The sequence below is a fragment of the Rheinheimera sp. ATLC3 genome, from assembly GCF_059429535.1.
This window is the reverse complement of the sequence record NZ_CM182103.1, coordinates 1,879,078-1,897,410: the sequence shown is the minus strand read 5'-3', so window position 1 is coordinate 1,897,410 and position 18,333 is coordinate 1,879,078. Positions and strand designations below refer to the sequence as shown.

Sequence of the window (18,333 nt, the reverse complement as noted above, 5' to 3'; positions counted from 1 at the left end):
GCAGCTTCGCCAGAGTAAAGCCCCAAGCTGTCGTTGCCGATCTGCAGCCTGGGGCGCTAAGCCCCGGCCGCTTATGCTCAGAACTGATAGCGGATATCGACACCAACAGTGCGCGGTGCGCTGATACTGGTTACCGGTGTGCCAAGGGCTGCAGCTGCAAAGCCGCCGATACCGCCAATACTGTCATGATCGGTCAGGTTTTTACCCCACACTGCCAACTGCCACTGCGCATCTGCTGTGGCCCAGCTTAGCCTTGCATTCAGGCTCTTCTGGTCAGCAAAATAGCCCGGAATGCTGTAAGCGATATCCAGTAAATCCGGATCATCCGCCCGGGTGTTCTCTTCATAAACATAATCGACATGCAGCTTAAACTGGCCGTTAGCCAGCGTGTATTCCGGTGCCCAGTCGGCGGCTAAGGTATAAGAGTCAGCTGCAGAGCTTTTCTCCACATCGGTTACCAATTCACCATCGGCATTGTAAAACGGCTGCCATGCCGATTCGGTTTTACGGTACTCGGTAATCAGGCCCAGCTTCAGCGTTGGTGTTGCCTGCCAGTCCAGCACCAGTTCGCCACCGCGGATGTCCTGATCGCCGTTTATCACTATTGGAATGGCGACACCGGCATCAGGTTCTTTACTGCTTACCGAGCGCTGGCGGTTGGTTAAGTCCATCTGGTAAGCCACCAGCTGTACACGCAGGCTTTGCCACAAATCAGCTTTGTAGCCAAGCTCAATATTGGCCACTTCTTCCGGCTCAAAGGGGGTGATGGCTGATCTTGGGTCTAGTGAATCATAACCACCTGACTTATAGCCCGTTGAATACGACAGATACAGCATATTGTTTTGGTTAATGTTATAGCGTGCTACGGCGCGGCCGGTTAATTTGCTCCAGCTATCGCTGGCATTGAGCTGTGGCATCAGCGGAAACAGAAATTCAGTGATACCCGGCAACGGTGCAGCAAAGGGGCGCTCAGTAATTTCCCAGCTGAAATCTTTCTCATCACGGCTGTAGCGTAAGCCGGCAGTAAACCCCCAATTATCGTTAAGCTGAATATCCAGGTCGGAATAGATACCATAAGAGGTAAAATCACCGGTATTGGTAATATCTTCGCTCCACATTTTGCCCGCGTTGGACGGGCCGAAGATTTCCGCTACCCCCAGGCCAGCACCTATCGCATCGTATGTCAGGTCGCCGGTTGCGCCAATGGCTGCCACCAGCTCCGGGCTAAATGGCTCAGCACCCAGCATCTGTAACAGACCTGCTGCGGATGGGTCTACCATTGCCATAACGCTTAGCATGCTGGCCCAGTCGGTTGGTTGCCAGATATGATCGGCAGGTAAGCCTAACTGGCCAATCATTTCGTCCGGGATGCCGTTTTGTTGCAGTGCGCCAATCAGCTGCTGGTTCAGATTATCGGTGGTGAGCCGGGCGATAGTATCCGCCAGAATGTTCAGGCTGGTTTTCTGATACACCTTTTCTTTGCTGTAAGTCAGGCCGCCAACATAGTTAATGTTGCCATGCTGGTAATTCAGCTGTAATTCGTTATAGAAAATATCCGAGTCTTCAAAGTTAATGGTATCCAGGTAACGGGTTTTATCAGCGGTACCGTCAGCATCGTCGCGGCCGGATACCTGCCACTGCCGTTTTGAGCTTATCAGCTTGCCTGACCACTGATCGTTAAAGTCGTGATACAGCTTCAGTGAGAACGCGCTCATATCACGCCATTCATGGCCGTCAACCACGTCATTTTCAATGCGGCGGTCTGCCGGGTTCATGCTGTAGCTGTAAGGGCTGATGCCAATGCCCGGGGCATAGCCCTGGTCGACATCGTCCCAGTCGTAACTGAGTTGTAGTTTAGTGGCATCGGTTATCTGCCACAGTGCAGCCAGCCTTGCCGAGCGATGGTTGACGCTGCCGAGCTCTTCTCCCTGGTAATCCGGGTTAACGTTGTCGACATAAGCATCGCGCTGATTGCTCATCAGGTTCAGCCGTAGTGCAAAATTATCACTCAGTGCTTTGTTACCCATCAGCTCATATCTTCTTAGGGCATAATCGCCCAGTGTCGCTTTAACAAAGGCTTCGTCATCCAATGCCGGTGCGTTAGGGATCATATTCACTACGCCTGCAGCCGCATTTTTACCAAACAGGGTGCCTTGCGGGCCTTTTAAGATCTCGATGCGCTGCATATCGGAAAACAGCACACTTTGCGCCGCACGCGGCAGGTAGAAATCATCATAAAAAATAGCAACCGACGGGTCGCCGCCGGTGCTGATGTTACTGCTGGAGATACCGCGTATTTCAGCCGAGGCCTGAGCAACCGCCTCTTTGCTGAATTTAAAGCCTGGCGTGTAGTCTGCTATATCGCCAAGCAGTACTGAGCTGGTTTCTTCCAGGTCAGTAGCGGTAATGCTGTCGATAGCCAGTGGTACATCCATCACATTCTGTACCCGCTTCTGTGCAGTTACCGTAATGGTTTCGATGGCAGCTTTGTTCTGTTCCGGCTCAGTTGCGGCTTGCTGTGCATTGGCCTGGTTTAACGCCCCTGTCAGGGCCAGACCGATGCAAAGTGCTATAGGTGTTCTGCTGAATTTTGTGATGTCGCGCTGTAGTGCTGCCATGCCATTTCCCCTGACTTTTTGTTGTTTTAATTATCTGCCGGTTGCTGACCTGATCGCGTTATTTTCGCGCTGATTTAACCGCCCCTGCAGTACAGCTGATAGTAAACCTGCCGCTGCTGAAATAAACCGATCTGGACAATTTTGTACACTTTTCAGTTTGAACCTGAGCCGGCGAAAACGCACTCTACCGGCAAGACGGCACGGCCTTCTGCTGATAAAAAATGGGTGCTTTATGCAATATAAACTGATGCTCTGTGTATTGTTGTGTGCTGTATGCAGTGGCGAAGGCCAGGCCGATATGCCTGCCGCCGCAGCCAGTTGCGGCGCCTGCCACAATGCTGCTGTGGCTACCACCACCGGCGCGCCTGAGCTAAATGGTCAGCACGAATTCTATTTGCATAAGCAGCTTGAACAATGGCAAAACGGTACTCGCGGGCAGCACCCCGATGACAGCCGAGGCCAGCAGATGGCCGCGATTGCAAAGACGTTAACCGCCGATGACATCAGCATACTGGCGCGCTACTTTAGCCAGCTACCCGTGGCAGCGGTAACAGCAACCACTACTGACGCCGCGTTGCTTGATAAAGGCCGGCGTATATACATCGGCAACTGTGGCGCCTGCCATGGTGACAAAGCCCAGGGGAACCTAGCATTGAAAACTCCGGCGCTGTCTATGCTCAGGGCGGAATATCTGGCACTGCAGCTCAATCACTTTAACAGTGGGGTGCGCGGTACGGCCAAAAGTGACAGGCCCGGTCGGCAAATGGCTCTGATTAGCCGCAGTTTATCGCCAGCCGATATACAGGCTGTGGCTGCCTACATTGGAGCTGGCCTGCCATGATAGTAACGGCATTACTTTTTAGCGCCCTGACGCTGGCAGACGGCTTTAGTTTAAGCACGCATTGCCCGCCCAGTTTTGAGCTGAGTGCAGATAACCGCTGCAAGCTGGTTACCCGTTACGACGCTTACGATTCTTTGCAAAACAAAGGCGTTGGCGGCACCCGCACTGCATTGCCGGCACATCGAGATGGTTTCAGCCCACAGCAAATTGACCTCGGCCGCTATTTGTTTTTCGACCCGCTGTTGTCGGCAAACCACAAACAAGCCTGTGCCAGCTGTCATCAACCCGCACGCGGTTTTACCGATGGTAAAGCGCTGAGCACCGGCACCTATGGCGATATTGGTACGCGCAGTGCGCCCAGTTTGTGGAATGTCGGCTTTTTAAAAAAATTGTTCTGGGATGCCCGTGCCGGCTCACTGGAGCAGCAGGCGCTTATCCCCATTGTAGCGCCGCATGAAATGGCGAACTCGCCGGCGCAGCTGTTAAGCGATCTGCAGGCCAATGCATATTACCCGGCGTTGTTCAGGCAGGCTTTTGCCGGCACGGATCAGATAGATATGACGCAGGTTGCCACCGCGCTCAGTGCGTTTCAAAGCTCACTGATTTCCCTTAACAGCCGCTACGACCATTATGCGCACGGCTATCATCAGGCGCTGACCGAGCAGGAAATTAAGGGCATGAATGTGTTCCGCTCTTTTGTTGCCCGCTGTGCCGAGTGTCATACCCCGCCGCTGTTTACCAATCAGCAGATAGCGGTGATAGGTACACCTGAGCCGGATGGCATGGCTTTTGATGCCGGCGCCGGGGCAGAACCGGGCCATCAGAAGCTGCGTGGCGGCTTTAAAGTGCCGACGCTGCGTAATATCGCGCTGACGGCGCCCTATATGCATTCCGGCCGTTTCGCCACACTGGAAGACGCGACAGAGTTTTACACCAAAGGCCGCGGCCATGCCGTACCTGCAGGAGAAGACCTGCTACTGCACTGGCATATCTGGGAGCCAAAACTGACGGCGGAAGAAATCAGCCAGATAGCGGCGTTTCTGGGCAGCCTGACCGATCAAAGCCTGCTCCCGGCCACGCCGGCACGGCTGCCGTCCGGGCTGGCGTTACCTGATGAATTACAACAACCCGAACCAAAAACAGGGGTAACAGAATGAAAAAATCAACATGGGTACTGGTGATATTGCTGCCAGTGGCGTTTATTGCTGGCCGTTATCTGGCAGGTAGCGGTCAGCAGGCACCGGCGCTGGTAGCAGAATCAAGCTATGGCGGCGGCGCCGCGGCAGCTAATGGTAAAAAGTCGGTGATTGATCATGGCGTGCCGGGCAAAGTGCATCAGGTTAAGCCCGGCCAGTTGATTATGGATGCGGTGCAGGCGGCGGAACCGGGCGATATTATTCAGGTTTTCCCCGGCGATTATATTGAGACGGTGTATATCGACAAAGACAATATCCGTTTAAGCGGTGTGATTATTGAAGGCAAAAGACCACGCCTGGTAGGCGAAGAGCGTTTAAACGATGCCATCCTGTATTCCGGTAATAATATCCTGATCGAAAATTTCTTAATTACCAAATACAAAGGCAATGGCATCATGGGCCAGGCCGGTAATAACTTCGAGATCCGTAACAACATTATTGTCGATACCGGCGTATACGGTATTTTCCCGCAACTGGGCGAAAACGGCCTGGTAGAGCACAATATTATCTCTGGTATTGAAGATGCCGCTATTTATGTTGGCATGAGCGACCACGTGCATGTGGCGAACAATGAAGTGTTCGACAGTGTGGCCGGTATTGAAATAGAAAACAGCCGCCATGCGGTGGTGGAAAACAACTTTGTGCACAATAATACAGGCGGCATACTGGCTTTTGTCACGCCGGGTTTGCCGATCAAAGACACAGTAGATGTCATTATCCGCAATAACTGGATCAGCAATAACAACACAGCTAACTTTGGCGCTGTCGGTTCTATGGTAGCTGGCATTCCGGCCGGTACCGGTATTCTTATCATGGCAGCGGATGAGGTGATTATTGAAGATAACCTGATCGTTGGTAATAAAACGGCCGGTATTATTATTACTGACCACCAGAATGCACCAAACACCACGCTGGATCCGGAGTCTGACCCGACACCGGACAAAGTGATGATTTTAAATAATCTGCTGTATAACAACGGTTTTGATACTATCGCTGAAGCCAAAGTGTTGATGGCAACCGAGTTTAAGCAGGGGCAGCCTGATATTATCCGCGTCGGCGACAGTAACGGCAGCTGTATTAATAACCCGCAGCAATATATTACCGTGGGTGTAGACAGTTGGCCCGCTTGCAGCTTTACCAATACCGACAGCATCGTTAATTACCTGCTGGACCAGCCTGCCGCACCACGCTCTGTGGCGGCAGAAGATAAAGGTAAATATGCTTATCTGGGCATTTGCACCGGTTGTCATGCTTACACCGGGCGCTTAATTGGCCCACCGGTACAGGTTATTCAAAGCCTGTATATGGACGATCCGCAAGGCCTGGCCGACTACATTGCCAACCCGGTGAAAAAGCGCGACGACTATCCGCATATGCCCAAGCAGGATTATCTGGATGCAGAAACGCGCCTGGCGGTTGCGGAATATATGTTACAGGTTGCCAACTAAAGCTCGGCCTTTGTGAAAAGCGGCGGTGTCAGCGTTCTAACGCCTGCTGGCGCTGCCGTTCGTACTCTTCGTAGCTTTGCGCCATGCTCTGCATACACTTGTCATATTCTGCCGCTGGCGCCCGCATACACTCGTTACGCTTATTCTGCTGCAGGTTCTGGTAAGCAGCTTTATTGCTACAGCTGGCAATGAAAAGCAGCATAAGCGTTAAAACAACGGTTTTCATAGGTTCTCCTGTTATATCAGCCAGATGTTGCCACAGTATAGCTAGCTTTGCGCTAATGGAGGTTTCGGCTACCCCAGACAGTAAAAGGTGACCGTGTTACGGCCGCTGCGTTTGGCGTCATACAGAGCATCATCGGCCTGTTTTAGCAGCCGCTCAAACTGACCGGCGCTGAAGTGGCTGCTATAAACGGCGCCGATGCTAATTGTCAGGCCAAGCGCTTTGCCATCCACAACCCGTGCTTGCTCTTCAACCTGCTGGCGCAGGCGCTGACTGATATTGCGGGCTTCTGTTTCAGTGGTATCAGGCAACACTATGGCAAACTCTTCTCCGCCCAAGCGGCCGATAAAGTCTGTTTTACGTAATTCCTGTGTCAGAATTTGCGCGACCTGTCTTAAGGCAATATCCCCGGTGTTGTGGCCATAGTTGTCGTTTATCGCTTTAAAGTGATCCAGATCCAGCATCATGACTGTTGCAGTCGTGTTATCGCCTCTACGCGTCAGGTAGGCAACGGACTCCTGCAGAAAATAGCGTCGGTTTGGTAGTTGTGTCAGCTCATCCTGGTTAGCCTGACGCAGCAGCATCTTTTCGCGTGCGGTGAAAAATAACAGCGGCAGCAACACAGCAGCGATGGTGGTTAACATTAAGTGGCTTAGCAGCATAAACTGTTGCACTGTCACGGCGGAGGCGGGCAGGGAAGTGTTCCAGTGCACCAGGTAAAGGTATATTTCTGCCAGCATGGTCAGTGCATGCATTGTCAGCACGATCTGCAGCAGGCGTCGTATAGCAGGAGGTTGCTGTAAGGGTTGTAGCAGCCATACAGACCAGACACAACTAGCAGTAATTGCTGCAGCATTTAACACTGCTGCACTGTAGGACAGGGTGTAACTGCTACTTAGCAACAACAAATATAGTGCCGCCAGAGTCGTTAGACTGCGCCAGGGCAGTTTGCCATCCGGGCCGTGAATAAACCTGACCAGGCCGGTTGCTATCAGAAGCGGAGGCAATGCCAGCAAAGCATGCGCAAGCAATACGCTGACTATGGCAGACACCTGATAAACCCGGCTTGCCGCCAGCAGGCTGGCAATCACAAAAATAAAACACGCCGCAGCCCAGTGCCTGAAGGCTGGTTGCTTTGGCTGTAATCTTGCCAACAGAGCCATATAAACGGCAACCAGTAAATTGACAACCAGTGTCACGATGATAAGCGTGGCTAAATCGAGATCCGGCATATCCAGCTTGGGTATTGGAAAAGCCCCGAGTGTAACCAGATGCTAACAATTTGGCCAGTGTTTCTGTTGTAGGAATAGTGGCAGCACTAATCAGTGCCAACACAGGATTAGCGGTGCTGGTCCAACATAATCTGGTTACCGTCCGGGTCTTCCAGGATGATATGCTCCGGGCCGCTGCTATCTAAATCGACAGATTTTTTCAGCACCACGCCCTGCGCCAGCAGCTGGCGCTGAATATCACGGATATCGGTAAACTGTGACAGATGCTGTGCATCGCTATCCCAACCCGGGTTAAAGGTCAGAATGTTTTTGTCGAACATGTCCTGAAACAAACCGATTACGGTTGTGCCATTTTTTAAAACCAGCCAGCCCTGGCTTTCATCTCCGCCTTTGTAACTAAATCCCAGCTTTTCATAAAACTCTTTCGAGGCGGCAATATCTTTTACTGCCAGGCTGACAGAGAAAGCTCCGAGTTGCATGATCACTCCGGCAAAAGTTTTTTATCAGCTTAGACGGCACTGGCCTGTTATGCCAATGGAGCTTTGAGCATAAGATGCTGGCTGTAGCAGAAAAGACAGGCAAAGCTATATTGCTTTAGCTCCGGCATCACAGTTGTTCAGTGAGATGCATCAGACAATATGCAACCAAATGGTTGCATATTGTCTGATGCTGTGCTTTAGTTAACGCACAATCATTATCAACAACGAAAGGAAAACACAGTATGCAAAATGTTATTCAGCGCGAACTGACCATTAATGCCAGTGCCGAGCGCATTTATAACGCCATCGCCGATGCTCAGCAGGTGGTGAAATGGTTCCCCGAAGCGGTCAGCGGTGAGTATCGTGAAGGTGGCCAGGCCATCATGAGCTTTGGTGAGCTTGGTCAAAGCAGTATTTATATCGAAGCAATGACACCATATCGCTATTTTGCTTACCGCTGGGTGCCGGGCAGTAATCATTTTGTTGGGGATGTACGCACTGTGCCTAATACTCTGGTAGAGTTTCGCATTGAAGAGCTTGCCGGCGGCGGTTGCAAAGTCAGCTTAACCGAAACCGGCTTTGCCGATTTACCCATGGATATCGCAGAAGTCAGCTACGGCCAGAACTGCAGAGGCTGGGATTTTATGTTACAGCGGCTGCAACAATATTTCAGCACGGAGACAAAATGAGTCAGACAGCAGTTGTACAGATTTTTAAAGCGCTGGGCGACCCGGTGCGGCTGCAGATCGTGCAGCGGCTGTCTAACGGTGTGCCACTTTGCATGGGCGAGTTGTCAAAAGATCTTGGCATTAGCCGTCAGGGCGCGCGTAAGCAAATTCAGGCACTGGTGTCGGCAAATGTAGTACAGCTGCACCCGGCCGGGCGCGAAGTAAAAGTGCAGTTAGATGCGGCAGCCCTGCAGCAAGGGCGCGATTTTATTGCCGCGCTGGAAGCACAGTGGGATCTACGCTTACAGGCATTAAAGCAGTTTGCCGAGCAGTAAGCTATGCCTGAATAAAGCACGGCATTAATGCTGTGCTTTATTGTAGGCAACCAGTGCATTAGCATGGCCGTGGCCAAGGCCATGTTCAGTTTTTAAAAATGCGACCTGCTGCATATGCGGCAAGGCTTGTACCGTACTGAGCAAATCCAACCAGTGCTGAACCGGCTGACCATAGGTTTTCTCTATCGATGGAAAATATGAGGCAGGGCCTTTTACTGAGTTCGCTGTTGCCATGTTGTTGCTCCGGTTATGTGGTTATCGGCAAAGCATAGTCGGTTAAGCATAGGCCTATTCGACAGCGGTTAACTTTTTTGTGCAATAAAATAGGTATGCAGCTCAGGGTACTGATCGTATTCAAGATGTCGGATAGTGCAGCCGGCGTTTAGCAGCAGTTCAGTAAAACCATTAATCCCCAGGCTGGCGTAATACACTTCCGGGCCCATGGCGGTATTGCTGTGCTCGCCAGCCTCTTCAGTGCCGCCGCAGGAGAAAATCAGTACTCCGCCGCTGTTCAGGCTGGCAATCAGTTTATGCATTAAGGCTGCTTGTTGCTGCAGCGGCACATGCCAGATGCTGTCCCAGGCGCTGATAAAATCGTATTTGTCGCTGATTTCCCATTTGCAGATATCCTGCTGATGAAAGGTCAGCTCTGGCTGGCGCTGCCGGGCCAGGGCGATCATCTTTGCTGACACATCGACGCCTTCAGGGGTAAAACCTGCACTTAGCAGCAAATCGAGAATACGACCAGTGCAGCCGCAGCCAACATCCAGTGCTTTACCACGGTTTTTAGCGAAGGCCAGCGCGCGCTGATGCTGGGCAATACCATTGCTGCGGTTAAAGCTGTCACGCTGCCATAAGTGGGTTATCTCATCATAGGCCAGGCCGGTTTGTTCTGGTTGCATAGGAGCCCTGTATTCAGCTGTTCTGTACTGGAAAAGTTGGCATCAGTTTACGCGCTACCGTCGTGTTCGACCACCAGTACGCGCGCTTCACCACGGGGATGGGCCACATGCTCGGTACCGACTGCGGCAAAAAAGATATCGCCCGCGCCAAGCTCGGCTGTTGTTTCAATACCATTGTGCCGGTAATGCATATCGACAATGCCATCGAGCACGACAAACACCTCTTCACCGTCGTTAACGTGCCAGCGGTAAGGCTGATTCGTCCAGTGCAGCTTAGTGGTAATGCCGTGCATATTGGCGATAAGCTGAGAGCCCCAGGCCCTGGGCGCTGTAAAGGTTTTGCTTCTTATCACTTGCATGGGTTGTGCACTCCAAACTATTAACGAAAATGCTTCTGGTATTCGCCCGGGGTGCAACCAAAGGCTTTATTAAACATCCGGATAAGGTTGCGTGGGTCGTTAACGCCAACCTGTTGGCTAATATGCTTTAGGCTATAGCCATCGCACAGCAATAAGCTGCGGGCTTTATCCAGCCTCAGCTGCTGCAGGTATTGCATTGGCGACATCGCAAAGCGGCTTTGAAATACCCGCCGGAACTGACGTTCACTTAGTGCTGTCTGGGCCGCCATATCGACAACGCTGATAGGTTGCGCCAGGTTCTCCAGCAACCAGCTTTGCAGCCGGGTAAAACGCTGCTCGGCACTGTGTTGTATTTTCAGCGGGCTGGCATATTGTGATTGCTTGCCGCTGCGGCGCAGGTACATGACCAGCTCTTGTGCGATTGCCTGCGCTATCGCTACACCCAAGTCTTGCTCTATTACTGCCAGACAAAGATCAATGCCCGCTGTCATACCGCCTGACGAGTAGAACTTATCCGCCATTACATACAGCTCAGTCGCATTAACCTGTACCTTGGGGTAGCGCTGTTGCAGATCTTTGGCAAAACGCCAATGGGTGGCAAGCGGCTTGCCGTCGAGCAAACCACTATGCGCCAGCAGATAAGCGCCGGTACAAATAGACAGCAGCTTTTGTGCACTGCTGGCACGTTGTTGTAGCCAGACCATAAAAGCAGGATCGGCGGCTAAGGGGCGCGCACCGGCGCCACCGGGCAGCACCAGATAATCAATCGCCGGGCAATCCTGTAGCGTATATTCGGCACTCAGTTGTAAGCCGTTCTCGGCTTTAACGGTTGCAGTGGTCTGCCCGACGGTAAACAACCGGTAATACGGCTGCCGTCCGGTTGCCATAAGGGTTTGATTAACCTGACCAAAACAATCCACTGCCGCAGCAAGATCCAGTGCCTGGATCTCGGGGTAAACTAACACGCCAACGTTTATCATAATGCGCCCGACTGAATAACCAAGGCTGCACTGTAACAAAATTAATGCTGGCCGAAAGGACATTTGATTCGTAATTCCGGCCATTGCCGGTGCCGCTTAGTGGCTGGGCAAATCAGGTTAAAGAAAACGTATAGGCTTCTTTGAACAACGGGATGAGCTGGCTAACGTCGGCGGGATGGGTAATTTTCACAACGTGCGTTACCTGCTTGCCGTCATCAACCACTTTAATGAACATCGGGTTATCAACTTTGCGGCCAAGATGTATCGCCACCCGCACCGCGTCTTTCATAATGGATAAATCGGTAAAGATACGGCGGCTGCGAAACAACACATAGCGATCGCGGGCAACGGTTTCTACGTCGCCAAGCTTATCAATAACGTTTTCTATTGCCCGGTAAACATCAATCACAGCTTGCGGCCTGCCGCGCAATACATCTGCGCTATCACCAGTGCCACAGACATGGCGCTGGTTTTTACGGCAAAATTCACGCTGACATTGCGGGCATTGCCACATTACTGTCTCCATGCTGACCTCGCTGCTCACTGTTATGCCGTAGCAGTGTAGCGTAAAGCGTTAATCTGCTGCCGCAGCTTCTGAGCGCTGGGCATGATATGCGCCCCAATCCCTCATCTGCAGCAGTAGCGGAGTTAAGGTTTTGCCGTATTCTGTCAGCGAATACTCAACATGGGGCGGAACAACTTCATACACTTCCCGTGCAACAACGCCGTCATCGACCAGTTCTTTTAGTTGCATGGTCAACATGCGCTGCGTAATACCATTAATCATGCGTTTTAGGGCATTGAATCTGCATTTGTCGTTCTCTAACAGATTAAACAAGATAATCGGTTTCCACCTGCCACCGATTACTTTGAGTGTCGTGGTTACTGAGCAGCCAAAGGGCTCGTCATAGTTCATTTATCAGCACTCTTTGTGGTATACAAAATGATACTACATTACAAAAATGTGCGTACTTATGCAAAGAGAACTTTCGCGGTAGACTGCACAGAATTCAAATTTTGGAGAGAAAAATGAAAGCTGTAGTGATCGAACAATTTGGTGCTTCAAATGTCATGAAGCTGGTTGAACAGCCCACGCCCAGCCCAGGCTATGATGAAGTGCTGGTAAGGGTAAAAGCGGCGTCGGTGAACCCTGTTGATATACAAACCAGAAGGGGAGATTACAAAAGTATTGTCGCCTTACCGGCAAGGCTGGGCGTTGATTGTGCCGGCATTATTGAACAAGTCGGCGCTGGCGTATCAGGCCTGAAAGTGGGTGATGAAGTGTTTTATGTGCCCCGACTACTTGAAAATGAAGGCAGCTATGCAACACATCATGTCGAGAAAGCGTCGATAGTGGCAAAAAGGCCTGCAAGCATTTCTTTTGAGCAGGCGGCAACTTTACCGCTGGCCTCTGGTACTGCATGGGAATGCCTGGTCGAGCGGGGCCGGCTGAAAAAAGGCGACACTGTACTTATTCATGGCGGCGCCGGTGGTGTCGGTGTATATGCCATTCAGATAGCTAAGTTTTTTGGCGCACACGTTGTCACTACCGCCAGTGCAGATAACGCTGGCTTTGTGGAAATGCTCGGCGCTGATGTTTGTTACGATTATCGCCGCGAGACATTGTATGAAGAACTTAAGCGCGACTATAGCGCTGGCTTTGATATTGTGTTGGATACCGTCGGCCAAAAAACCATAGAAAACAGTCTGTCACTGCTGGCTGCAGCGGGAAGGGTAGTATCGATAGTTGATATGTCAGTACCGCAAAACCTGATGGCGGGCTGGTTAGCTAATGCCGAGATCCACTTTGTTTTTACCACCCAATCGGCCAAGCGACTGACTGACATCGCCAAGGCAGTCGATGCAGGCGGCATTAAGCCTATCGTTGAGCGGGTGATGAAGCTAACGGAAATAGTGGCAGCGCATGATCTTATCGAGGCCGGGAGCCGCAAAGGTAAGATAGCTATTTCGGTAGACTAGCAGGCAACTCGCATTATTCCGGTTGGATTATTTACCAGGCAAACCCTCATAGCTGGGTACGGCGTTAAGATTTTTGGCCCAGCTGGCGCAGCTTTTAACAAAAATCTTGGCCGTTGGCGCTATGGTGACTTCGCTATCAAGGCAGCCGGCAGGAACGACCACACAGCCAATACTGGCCGCTACTGTCGGCAGCGCCGAACCACAATGCTTGCAGAAGCTTTTGCTATGGCGTGTATTGGCGTGCTGGTAACTGGTAACACTGGTTTCCCCTTGCAGCCAGTTAAGTGTTGCTTCAGGCGCAAATAAGTTAGCCGCATGGGCTGAGCCGGTATCTTTTTGGCAACGGCTGCAATAGCATAAAAAGAACGATGAAAACTCGCCACTAAGGCTAAATTTAACCGCCTGACATAAGCAGGATCCCTGGTGCTGTGTTGTCATAATGTCCCCTTAGCATAAAATGAACTGTATACTGCCGTGGCTGCTACCTAATAGGAAAGACTTACAGCAACGGCTTGATCAAGCTAGATAAGTTATCCTGCTTGGCGGCATCAAGGGCGGTGAATAAGTTGTTTGCTGCTTCTGAGAACGCCGTTTTAGCTTCCTCGTACACTTGTTTGCCTGATGCTGAAAGCGTGACCAAACTCACTCTGGCGTCACGGGCATTGGCCTCTTTCTCTACCAGACCAATTTTTTCCAGCGGATTAAGCAAGCGGGTAATACCAGACGGGCTTAACCCGACACGCTCGGCCAGTTCACTGCGGCGCATTTTCTGAGCCGGTGCTAAATACAATTGGTTCAGCACAAAGTAATCCGATAAACCCAAGCCATGCATAGAAAGCGCACCCCCGACTTTTTTCTGAATAATGCTTTGCAGGTTCATCAAATCGATAACCAGATTTTCTGCGATATAGTCTGACATAATAAATTCTCTTGTGTGATATTTGACTGCACAAGTATGTAGCAATCTAGTTGAGTGTTCAAGTATTAATCAAACATCATCCAGGGTTGGTTAAATAATGGTCAGGTAAAGGGCTGAAAAGTGCCGGTTTTTGTGGCTAAATCTACTTGTTTTGCCAGGCAATTAACTTTTCGCCCATGTTCTTAGTGCCAGCTGCATACTCTTACCGATAAGCACGATAAAAACCGCGCCCAGTAATACTGGAGTAATCAAAAAACCCCAGCTCTGCCCGGACAGCATGATCAGTAAAGGGTTGGCTCCTGCCGGTGGATGTGTTGTTTTGGTTATAAGCATTGCGCTTACTGCTATACCAGTTGCCAGCGCTAATGTCAGTGTCGACACACCGATACATTGACTAAAAAACACGCCGACAAAAGCCGTAATTAAATGGCCTAGTATGACATTTTTGGGCTGAGCTAAAGGGCTTTGTGGCACGCCAAACACCAGCACAGCTGTTGCTCCGAACGGTGCCATTATCAGCACAATATTACCCAGCGCAGAGTCGATAACACTTAACAAACCTATGGCCAGAAAAGCCCCAACACCTGCCAAAATAGCCGTAACGATACTGTTCATAGTCAATCCCGAATTGAGTAGACCGATTTGTCTACTTGCGAATGGTAGACAAATTGGTCTACTTTTGTCAATATGCTGCAAAGGAGAAATGCTATGCAACCAAAACGGCAGTTACTTATTGATACCGCGCTCGATCTTTTTTATAAAAACGGCATTAATTCAATTGGGATTAACGAAGTTCTTAGTGTGTCGGGTGTTGCAAAACGCACTTTGTATAGTCATTTCCAAAGTAAAGAAGCCTTGGTCCTTGCGGCTTTGCAGCAACGACACACCACCTTTACCGAATGGCTGGAACAAAAGCTACTTGGAGCCCTGTCAGACACAGAGGTTATTCAGCGCCTATTTACAGCACTGGCAAGTTGGTTTGAAAACCAGGAGCAGATGTTAGGCAACTTCAGGGGCTGTTTTTTTATTAATACGTCGGCAGAGTTCAGCGGTGTGAATAGCGAGATATTTCGCTACTGTAATTTCCATAAAGAACAGGTCCGGCGACTTATCAGCCAGCATTTAACAGCCGCTAACCATGCAATGCTGGACCATATCTGTTTGTTGAAAGAAGGTGCTATTGTAACCGCTCACCTGGGTGGAGATGGAAAAGCGGTTACAGCACGCTGTATTGAGATCCTCAGCGCCAATAAGTGCTGATCTCTTCAGCCGGAAACTTTGCAAAGCCAGAAATTACAACAGCATTTTGACAAGTTCAGGCAAGTCATTCTGCCGAGACAGATCGAACTTGATGACTAAACAGCAAGCATTGTTGCAGGTGTTTGGCATTGAAGCAGAAACCCAGCTTATGCAGTTTACCAATGGCAATATGACAGGCTATGTGCGGGTGAATAAAGGTGCTGCGGATAACACCATTTTTATGATCGTGGGCAATGGCAATAACGTCTACCGTTTAATTGGTAACTTTAGTTCAGCTGATGTGCAGCAGTGGCTTAGCTTGTTCAACGTTAATTAGCTACGACCCCTTTCGTGATATGTGGCTAAATAGTTTAGGATTTTATTACTAAATCCGGTTTGGCATCTGGGGTACCGTCACAAACTTTCTGAGCATCGACTCTGTCGATGCAACGCTTTTACGCAAGATATGTTTAACTCACCGTTTTCAAGGAAAATCTCTTATGTTTGGTGATAGACGGACTGTGAAATCAGTCTCGCTCTTTTTAATACATCTAATTCCTCCCAAGTTGACTGATTCAAAAAGTTTGATTCGAGCGGGTAGCCGCTATTTTTGAGTAATATTAACTTATCGATTGGTTCTCTATCTTTCAGTAAGTGACCATTGGTATTGGAGTCTGTCAAAACTAGATTCCCAATATTCCCAATTAGTTCAGAATCCACTCCTTTTCTGGTGTAGGACTCAGGAATTAAATGCTCTATTGTCAAGTTAGAATGATTGATTTCAAGCCCATTTGACTTACTCCCTAGTAGCTTGCATAAAGCATATTTAATTATATTTTTGGACTTTGTTTTATTTGAAAGGAAATTCAGCTCAAGAAATTTTACTTCGAACTCTTCATATGAAGGCATTCTAGACTCAAGCTTCCGGGACAAACTAGACAAGACCTTTTGCGTTTCATCATTTGTATTTGCTTTTGATAACTGAATGGCGTGCTGAGAATACATGGTTGCAATGCTGCCAGAGGACCTTTGCTGTGTTATTGCATTGAAAGCAAAATGAAAATGCTCAATTTTTTTAATCATCAATTTAATTTGCTTTAAGGTTAAGCGTCCTTGCGAATAACTAACAAGTAGTGAAAGTACAAAAGATGATTGCTGTTTAACTTTGAAGCTATTCAAAGCTCCAAGAGAAGTCTTGATCTCAAACTGTTCTTTTGTCCAGCTTGAAGAGTCTGGGCTAAGCATTTTGCAGTAACTCTCTGCAGAATTACTCAGATCCTGCAATAATGATTTTGCATTGCCATGATCTTTAGAAATGTACTCTTTTATTAATGAGAACAACTTTTTATCTGTGCTGTACTCATGTTTAGAAATCCAATAGTGCAACAAATAAGTATCTATAACACTGTACTCGGTGATGTCATCGAATTTCTTTACAAGCCTATTCCAAGCTTCTTTAGGGCTGTCGAGAGTTGAATGAGTATTTTTAATCGTTTTTAGAATCAGATTTTTAACTAAATCAGATGTTTGAAGATCTCTGCCCCTCGCATTAAGTGTTTCAAAAATTAAATAAGCATCATCTTCATTATCAAGTTGAATAAACACAAGCTTTAAAGATAAAAATTTATCCCTTAGATCCTTGAGTTTAAGAATTGGATCTTCATGAGCAAATAACTCAGATTGAATCATTCCAGTGTTTGATATTGGGATTAGGCTCTCTAAATTTTTTGATAATATTTCGTAAGCATACTTTAAATTTGCTTCCTCTACTCCAACTTCACAGTCCAGTTTTATGCTCTGTGCGGGGTCAGTAAAAGATTGAATATGATTTTGCAAATACGGAAAAGACGTTTCTGCGTTCAGGACGAACTCATTAATGAAATCGTTATTCGGCTTTTCTATGAACTTATGAATTCCTTTAGCTAAATTCAGCTCGCCTAGCTTTATGAAAGCGTCTCTTATTACAGACAGGACTAGGGTAATGGTTGTTAGTCGTTGCTGCCCATCTACAATCCCAAAATATGGCTTTCTTGTTTGATAAACAACCATCGAACCGATAAAGTAACTATCTGTTTTATCTCCAATTATGTCATTCCAAAAATTATCTACTTCTTCTCTGCCCCAGGAATAGGGTCTTTGAAATCTAGGGATTTGGAAGTAGCCCAAAGAGAAAATGTCTTGGATTTCTTTATCATTGGCTTCTATTTTCATACTATTTTGTCGCTCCTAAGCAATGACTTAGAGATTGTTTTCAGAATTTCGAAAAATATAATAATTTATCTGTTTGTTGTTTTTCTGTAATGGCGTTTTATGAATTTTCATAATATATAAGTTAGTGAGTTTAACTGATGTATTCATTGAACTTTTCAGTTAAATGAAGTTGGCATTAATTATTATCCGGTTTTGGAACGAATCAAGGAAAAGCTACCATCAACAAGAATTCTGAAGTTATTATTAAATCCATCTTTTATAGTAACATCTGTGGGAACGCTGCAAAGCTGTTCACTCGGGCATAATGAATGCACGAGCTCAAATACATAACCCGCTTCGGCTAAATATATGGTTATCTCTTCACTATCATTTAACCAAACAACATACTTGCCATTAATTTTCAAAAAAACAGTTGCCAGAGAACCTTGTAATCCAGCATCTCGGGTTATCTTTACGGGGATCGTCCTTGTCTCGCTAGGAGCATATAAATTTTGATCGTACAGCCTGTCTTTTGAAGCTAGTTTTATACTATTAGCTTTTGGAGGCTGTGTTGCACAACCAGCCAGCACTGCAGAGACAAGTAAAAATGGTATCAGTACTTTCTTCACACAATATCCTTTTATTATTTGACAGAAGTGTCACATTAGATTTTGGTATTAGATGTATTTTTTGTTATACCTGAGCAAAAGCAGAACCTCACGCT

The 18,333-nt window shown here is 48.5% G+C and carries 23 protein-coding genes; 8 read left to right on the top strand and 15 right to left on the bottom strand.

The window, feature by feature from the left end:
* Positions 1-77: 77 nt before the first annotated feature.
* A complete protein-coding gene (locus AC5SV9_RS08835) occupies positions 78-2,618 on the bottom strand; it encodes a TonB-dependent receptor (RefSeq protein WP_475148185.1) in 2,541 nt (846 codons plus the stop codon).
* Positions 2,619-2,850: 232 nt separating this feature from the next.
* Between AC5SV9_RS08835 and AC5SV9_RS08830 the strand changes: the two genes are divergently transcribed.
* The 3 genes from AC5SV9_RS08830 to AC5SV9_RS08820 are packed head-to-tail and all read left to right on the top strand — an operon-like array spanning position 2,851 to position 6,103.
* Positions 2,851-3,459: a c-type cytochrome gene (locus AC5SV9_RS08830; RefSeq protein WP_475148184.1), complete on the top strand. Its 609-nt coding sequence runs from the start codon at positions 2,851-2,853 to the stop codon at positions 3,457-3,459.
* On the top strand, positions 3,456-4,616 hold the full coding sequence (locus AC5SV9_RS08825; protein WP_475148181.1) for a cytochrome-c peroxidase: 1,161 nt from the start codon (positions 3,456-3,458) through the stop codon (positions 4,614-4,616). The genes AC5SV9_RS08830 and AC5SV9_RS08825 overlap by 4 nt, the downstream gene beginning before the upstream one ends.
* Positions 4,613-6,103, top strand: coding sequence for a parallel beta-helix domain-containing protein (locus AC5SV9_RS08820; RefSeq protein WP_475148179.1), 1,491 nt, complete (start codon positions 4,613-4,615; stop codon positions 6,101-6,103). The genes AC5SV9_RS08825 and AC5SV9_RS08820 overlap by 4 nt, the downstream gene beginning before the upstream one ends.
* Before the next feature lie 28 nt (positions 6,104-6,131).
* On the opposite strand, the gene AC5SV9_RS08815 is transcribed toward AC5SV9_RS08820, so the two are convergent.
* The 3 genes from AC5SV9_RS08815 to AC5SV9_RS08805 form a co-directional block, all read right to left on the bottom strand.
* Positions 6,132-6,329, bottom strand: a complete 198-nt coding sequence (locus AC5SV9_RS08815; RefSeq protein ID WP_475148176.1) for a hypothetical protein — start codon at positions 6,327-6,329, stop codon at positions 6,132-6,134.
* A gap of 68 nt (positions 6,330-6,397) precedes the next feature.
* Positions 6,398-7,558, bottom strand: coding sequence for a GGDEF domain-containing protein (locus AC5SV9_RS08810; protein ID WP_475148174.1), 1,161 nt, complete (start codon positions 7,556-7,558; stop codon positions 6,398-6,400).
* A 107-nt stretch (positions 7,559-7,665) separates the two neighbouring features.
* Positions 7,666-8,037: a VOC family protein gene (locus AC5SV9_RS08805; protein ID WP_475148171.1), complete on the bottom strand. Its 372-nt coding sequence runs from the start codon at positions 8,035-8,037 to the stop codon at positions 7,666-7,668.
* Positions 8,038-8,279: 242 nt separating this feature from the next.
* Between AC5SV9_RS08805 and AC5SV9_RS08800 the strand changes: the two genes are divergently transcribed.
* Both AC5SV9_RS08800 and AC5SV9_RS08795 read left to right on the top strand, forming a co-directional pair.
* Complete coding sequence (locus AC5SV9_RS08800) at positions 8,280-8,726, top strand: SRPBCC domain-containing protein (protein ID WP_475148169.1); 447 nt, start codon at positions 8,280-8,282, stop codon at positions 8,724-8,726.
* The gene (locus AC5SV9_RS08795) at positions 8,723-9,040 is read left to right on the top strand and encodes an ArsR/SmtB family transcription factor (RefSeq protein ID WP_475148168.1); all 318 of its coding nucleotides are present in this window, start codon (positions 8,723-8,725) and stop codon (positions 9,038-9,040) included. Before AC5SV9_RS08800 ends, AC5SV9_RS08795 begins: the two co-directional genes overlap by 4 nt.
* A 24-nt stretch (positions 9,041-9,064) precedes the next feature.
* On the opposite strand, the gene AC5SV9_RS08790 is transcribed toward AC5SV9_RS08795, so the two are convergent.
* From AC5SV9_RS08790 to AC5SV9_RS08765, 6 genes are all read right to left on the bottom strand, one after another.
* Positions 9,065-9,274, bottom strand: coding sequence for a DUF4287 domain-containing protein (locus AC5SV9_RS08790; protein WP_475148166.1), 210 nt, complete (start codon positions 9,272-9,274; stop codon positions 9,065-9,067).
* A gap of 68 nt (positions 9,275-9,342) precedes the next feature.
* On the bottom strand, positions 9,343-9,942 hold the full coding sequence (locus AC5SV9_RS08785; RefSeq protein WP_475148165.1) for a class I SAM-dependent methyltransferase: 600 nt from the start codon (positions 9,940-9,942) through the stop codon (positions 9,343-9,345).
* A gap of 47 nt (positions 9,943-9,989) precedes the next feature.
* Positions 9,990-10,301, bottom strand: coding sequence for a cupin domain-containing protein (locus AC5SV9_RS08780; RefSeq protein ID WP_475148164.1), 312 nt, complete (start codon positions 10,299-10,301; stop codon positions 9,990-9,992).
* Between the two features lie 20 nt (positions 10,302-10,321).
* Complete coding sequence (locus tag AC5SV9_RS08775; RefSeq protein ID WP_495473536.1) at positions 10,322-11,344, bottom strand: GlxA family transcriptional regulator; 1,023 nt, start codon at positions 11,342-11,344, stop codon at positions 10,322-10,324.
* Positions 11,345-11,393: 49 nt separating this feature from the next.
* Complete coding sequence (locus tag AC5SV9_RS08770; RefSeq protein WP_475148160.1) at positions 11,394-11,795, bottom strand: DUF5655 domain-containing protein; 402 nt, start codon at positions 11,793-11,795, stop codon at positions 11,394-11,396.
* 60 nt (positions 11,796-11,855) lie between these two features.
* Positions 11,856-12,197 carry a winged helix-turn-helix transcriptional regulator gene (locus tag AC5SV9_RS08765; RefSeq protein ID WP_475148159.1) on the bottom strand — a complete coding sequence of 114 codons (342 nt, stop codon included), beginning with the start codon at positions 12,195-12,197 and terminating at the stop codon, positions 11,856-11,858.
* 113 nt (positions 12,198-12,310) lie between these two features.
* Here AC5SV9_RS08765 and AC5SV9_RS08760 point away from each other — a divergent pair, with 113 nt between their 5' ends.
* On the top strand, positions 12,311-13,261 hold the full coding sequence (locus AC5SV9_RS08760) for a zinc-binding dehydrogenase (protein ID WP_475148156.1): 951 nt from the start codon (positions 12,311-12,313) through the stop codon (positions 13,259-13,261).
* A 27-nt stretch (positions 13,262-13,288) separates the two neighbouring features.
* Here the strand turns inward: AC5SV9_RS08760 and AC5SV9_RS08755 are convergent, their stop codons facing one another.
* The 3 genes from AC5SV9_RS08755 to AC5SV9_RS08745 form a co-directional block, all read right to left on the bottom strand.
* A complete protein-coding gene (locus tag AC5SV9_RS08755; RefSeq protein WP_475148155.1) occupies positions 13,289-13,699 on the bottom strand; it encodes a GFA family protein in 411 nt (136 codons plus the stop codon).
* 61 nt (positions 13,700-13,760) lie between these two features.
* Positions 13,761-14,180, bottom strand: coding sequence for a MarR family winged helix-turn-helix transcriptional regulator (locus tag AC5SV9_RS08750; RefSeq protein ID WP_475148152.1), 420 nt, complete (start codon positions 14,178-14,180; stop codon positions 13,761-13,763).
* A 162-nt stretch (positions 14,181-14,342) separates the two neighbouring features.
* Positions 14,343-14,795 (bottom strand): HPP family protein, encoded by a 453-nt coding sequence (locus tag AC5SV9_RS08745; protein WP_475148151.1) that lies wholly within the window; start codon positions 14,793-14,795, stop codon positions 14,343-14,345.
* Positions 14,796-14,888: 93 nt separating this feature from the next.
* On the opposite strand from AC5SV9_RS08745, the gene AC5SV9_RS08740 reads away from it, so the two are divergent.
* Both AC5SV9_RS08740 and AC5SV9_RS08735 read left to right on the top strand, forming a co-directional pair.
* On the top strand, positions 14,889-15,440 hold the full coding sequence (locus AC5SV9_RS08740) for a TetR/AcrR family transcriptional regulator (RefSeq protein ID WP_475148150.1): 552 nt from the start codon (positions 14,889-14,891) through the stop codon (positions 15,438-15,440).
* A 91-nt stretch (positions 15,441-15,531) separates the two neighbouring features.
* Positions 15,532-15,756, top strand: coding sequence for a hypothetical protein (locus tag AC5SV9_RS08735; protein ID WP_475148148.1), 225 nt, complete (start codon positions 15,532-15,534; stop codon positions 15,754-15,756).
* Between the two features lie 161 nt (positions 15,757-15,917).
* On the opposite strand, the gene AC5SV9_RS08730 is transcribed toward AC5SV9_RS08735, so the two are convergent.
* Positions 15,918-17,630 carry a DUF262 domain-containing protein gene (locus tag AC5SV9_RS08730; RefSeq protein WP_475148145.1) on the bottom strand — a complete coding sequence of 571 codons (1,713 nt, stop codon included), beginning with the start codon at positions 17,628-17,630 and terminating at the stop codon, positions 15,918-15,920.
* Between the two features lie 182 nt (positions 17,631-17,812).
* Positions 17,813-18,238 carry a hypothetical protein gene (locus tag AC5SV9_RS08725; protein ID WP_475148143.1) on the bottom strand — a complete coding sequence of 142 codons (426 nt, stop codon included), beginning with the start codon at positions 18,236-18,238 and terminating at the stop codon, positions 17,813-17,815.
* Positions 18,239-18,333: the final 95 nt, after the last annotated feature.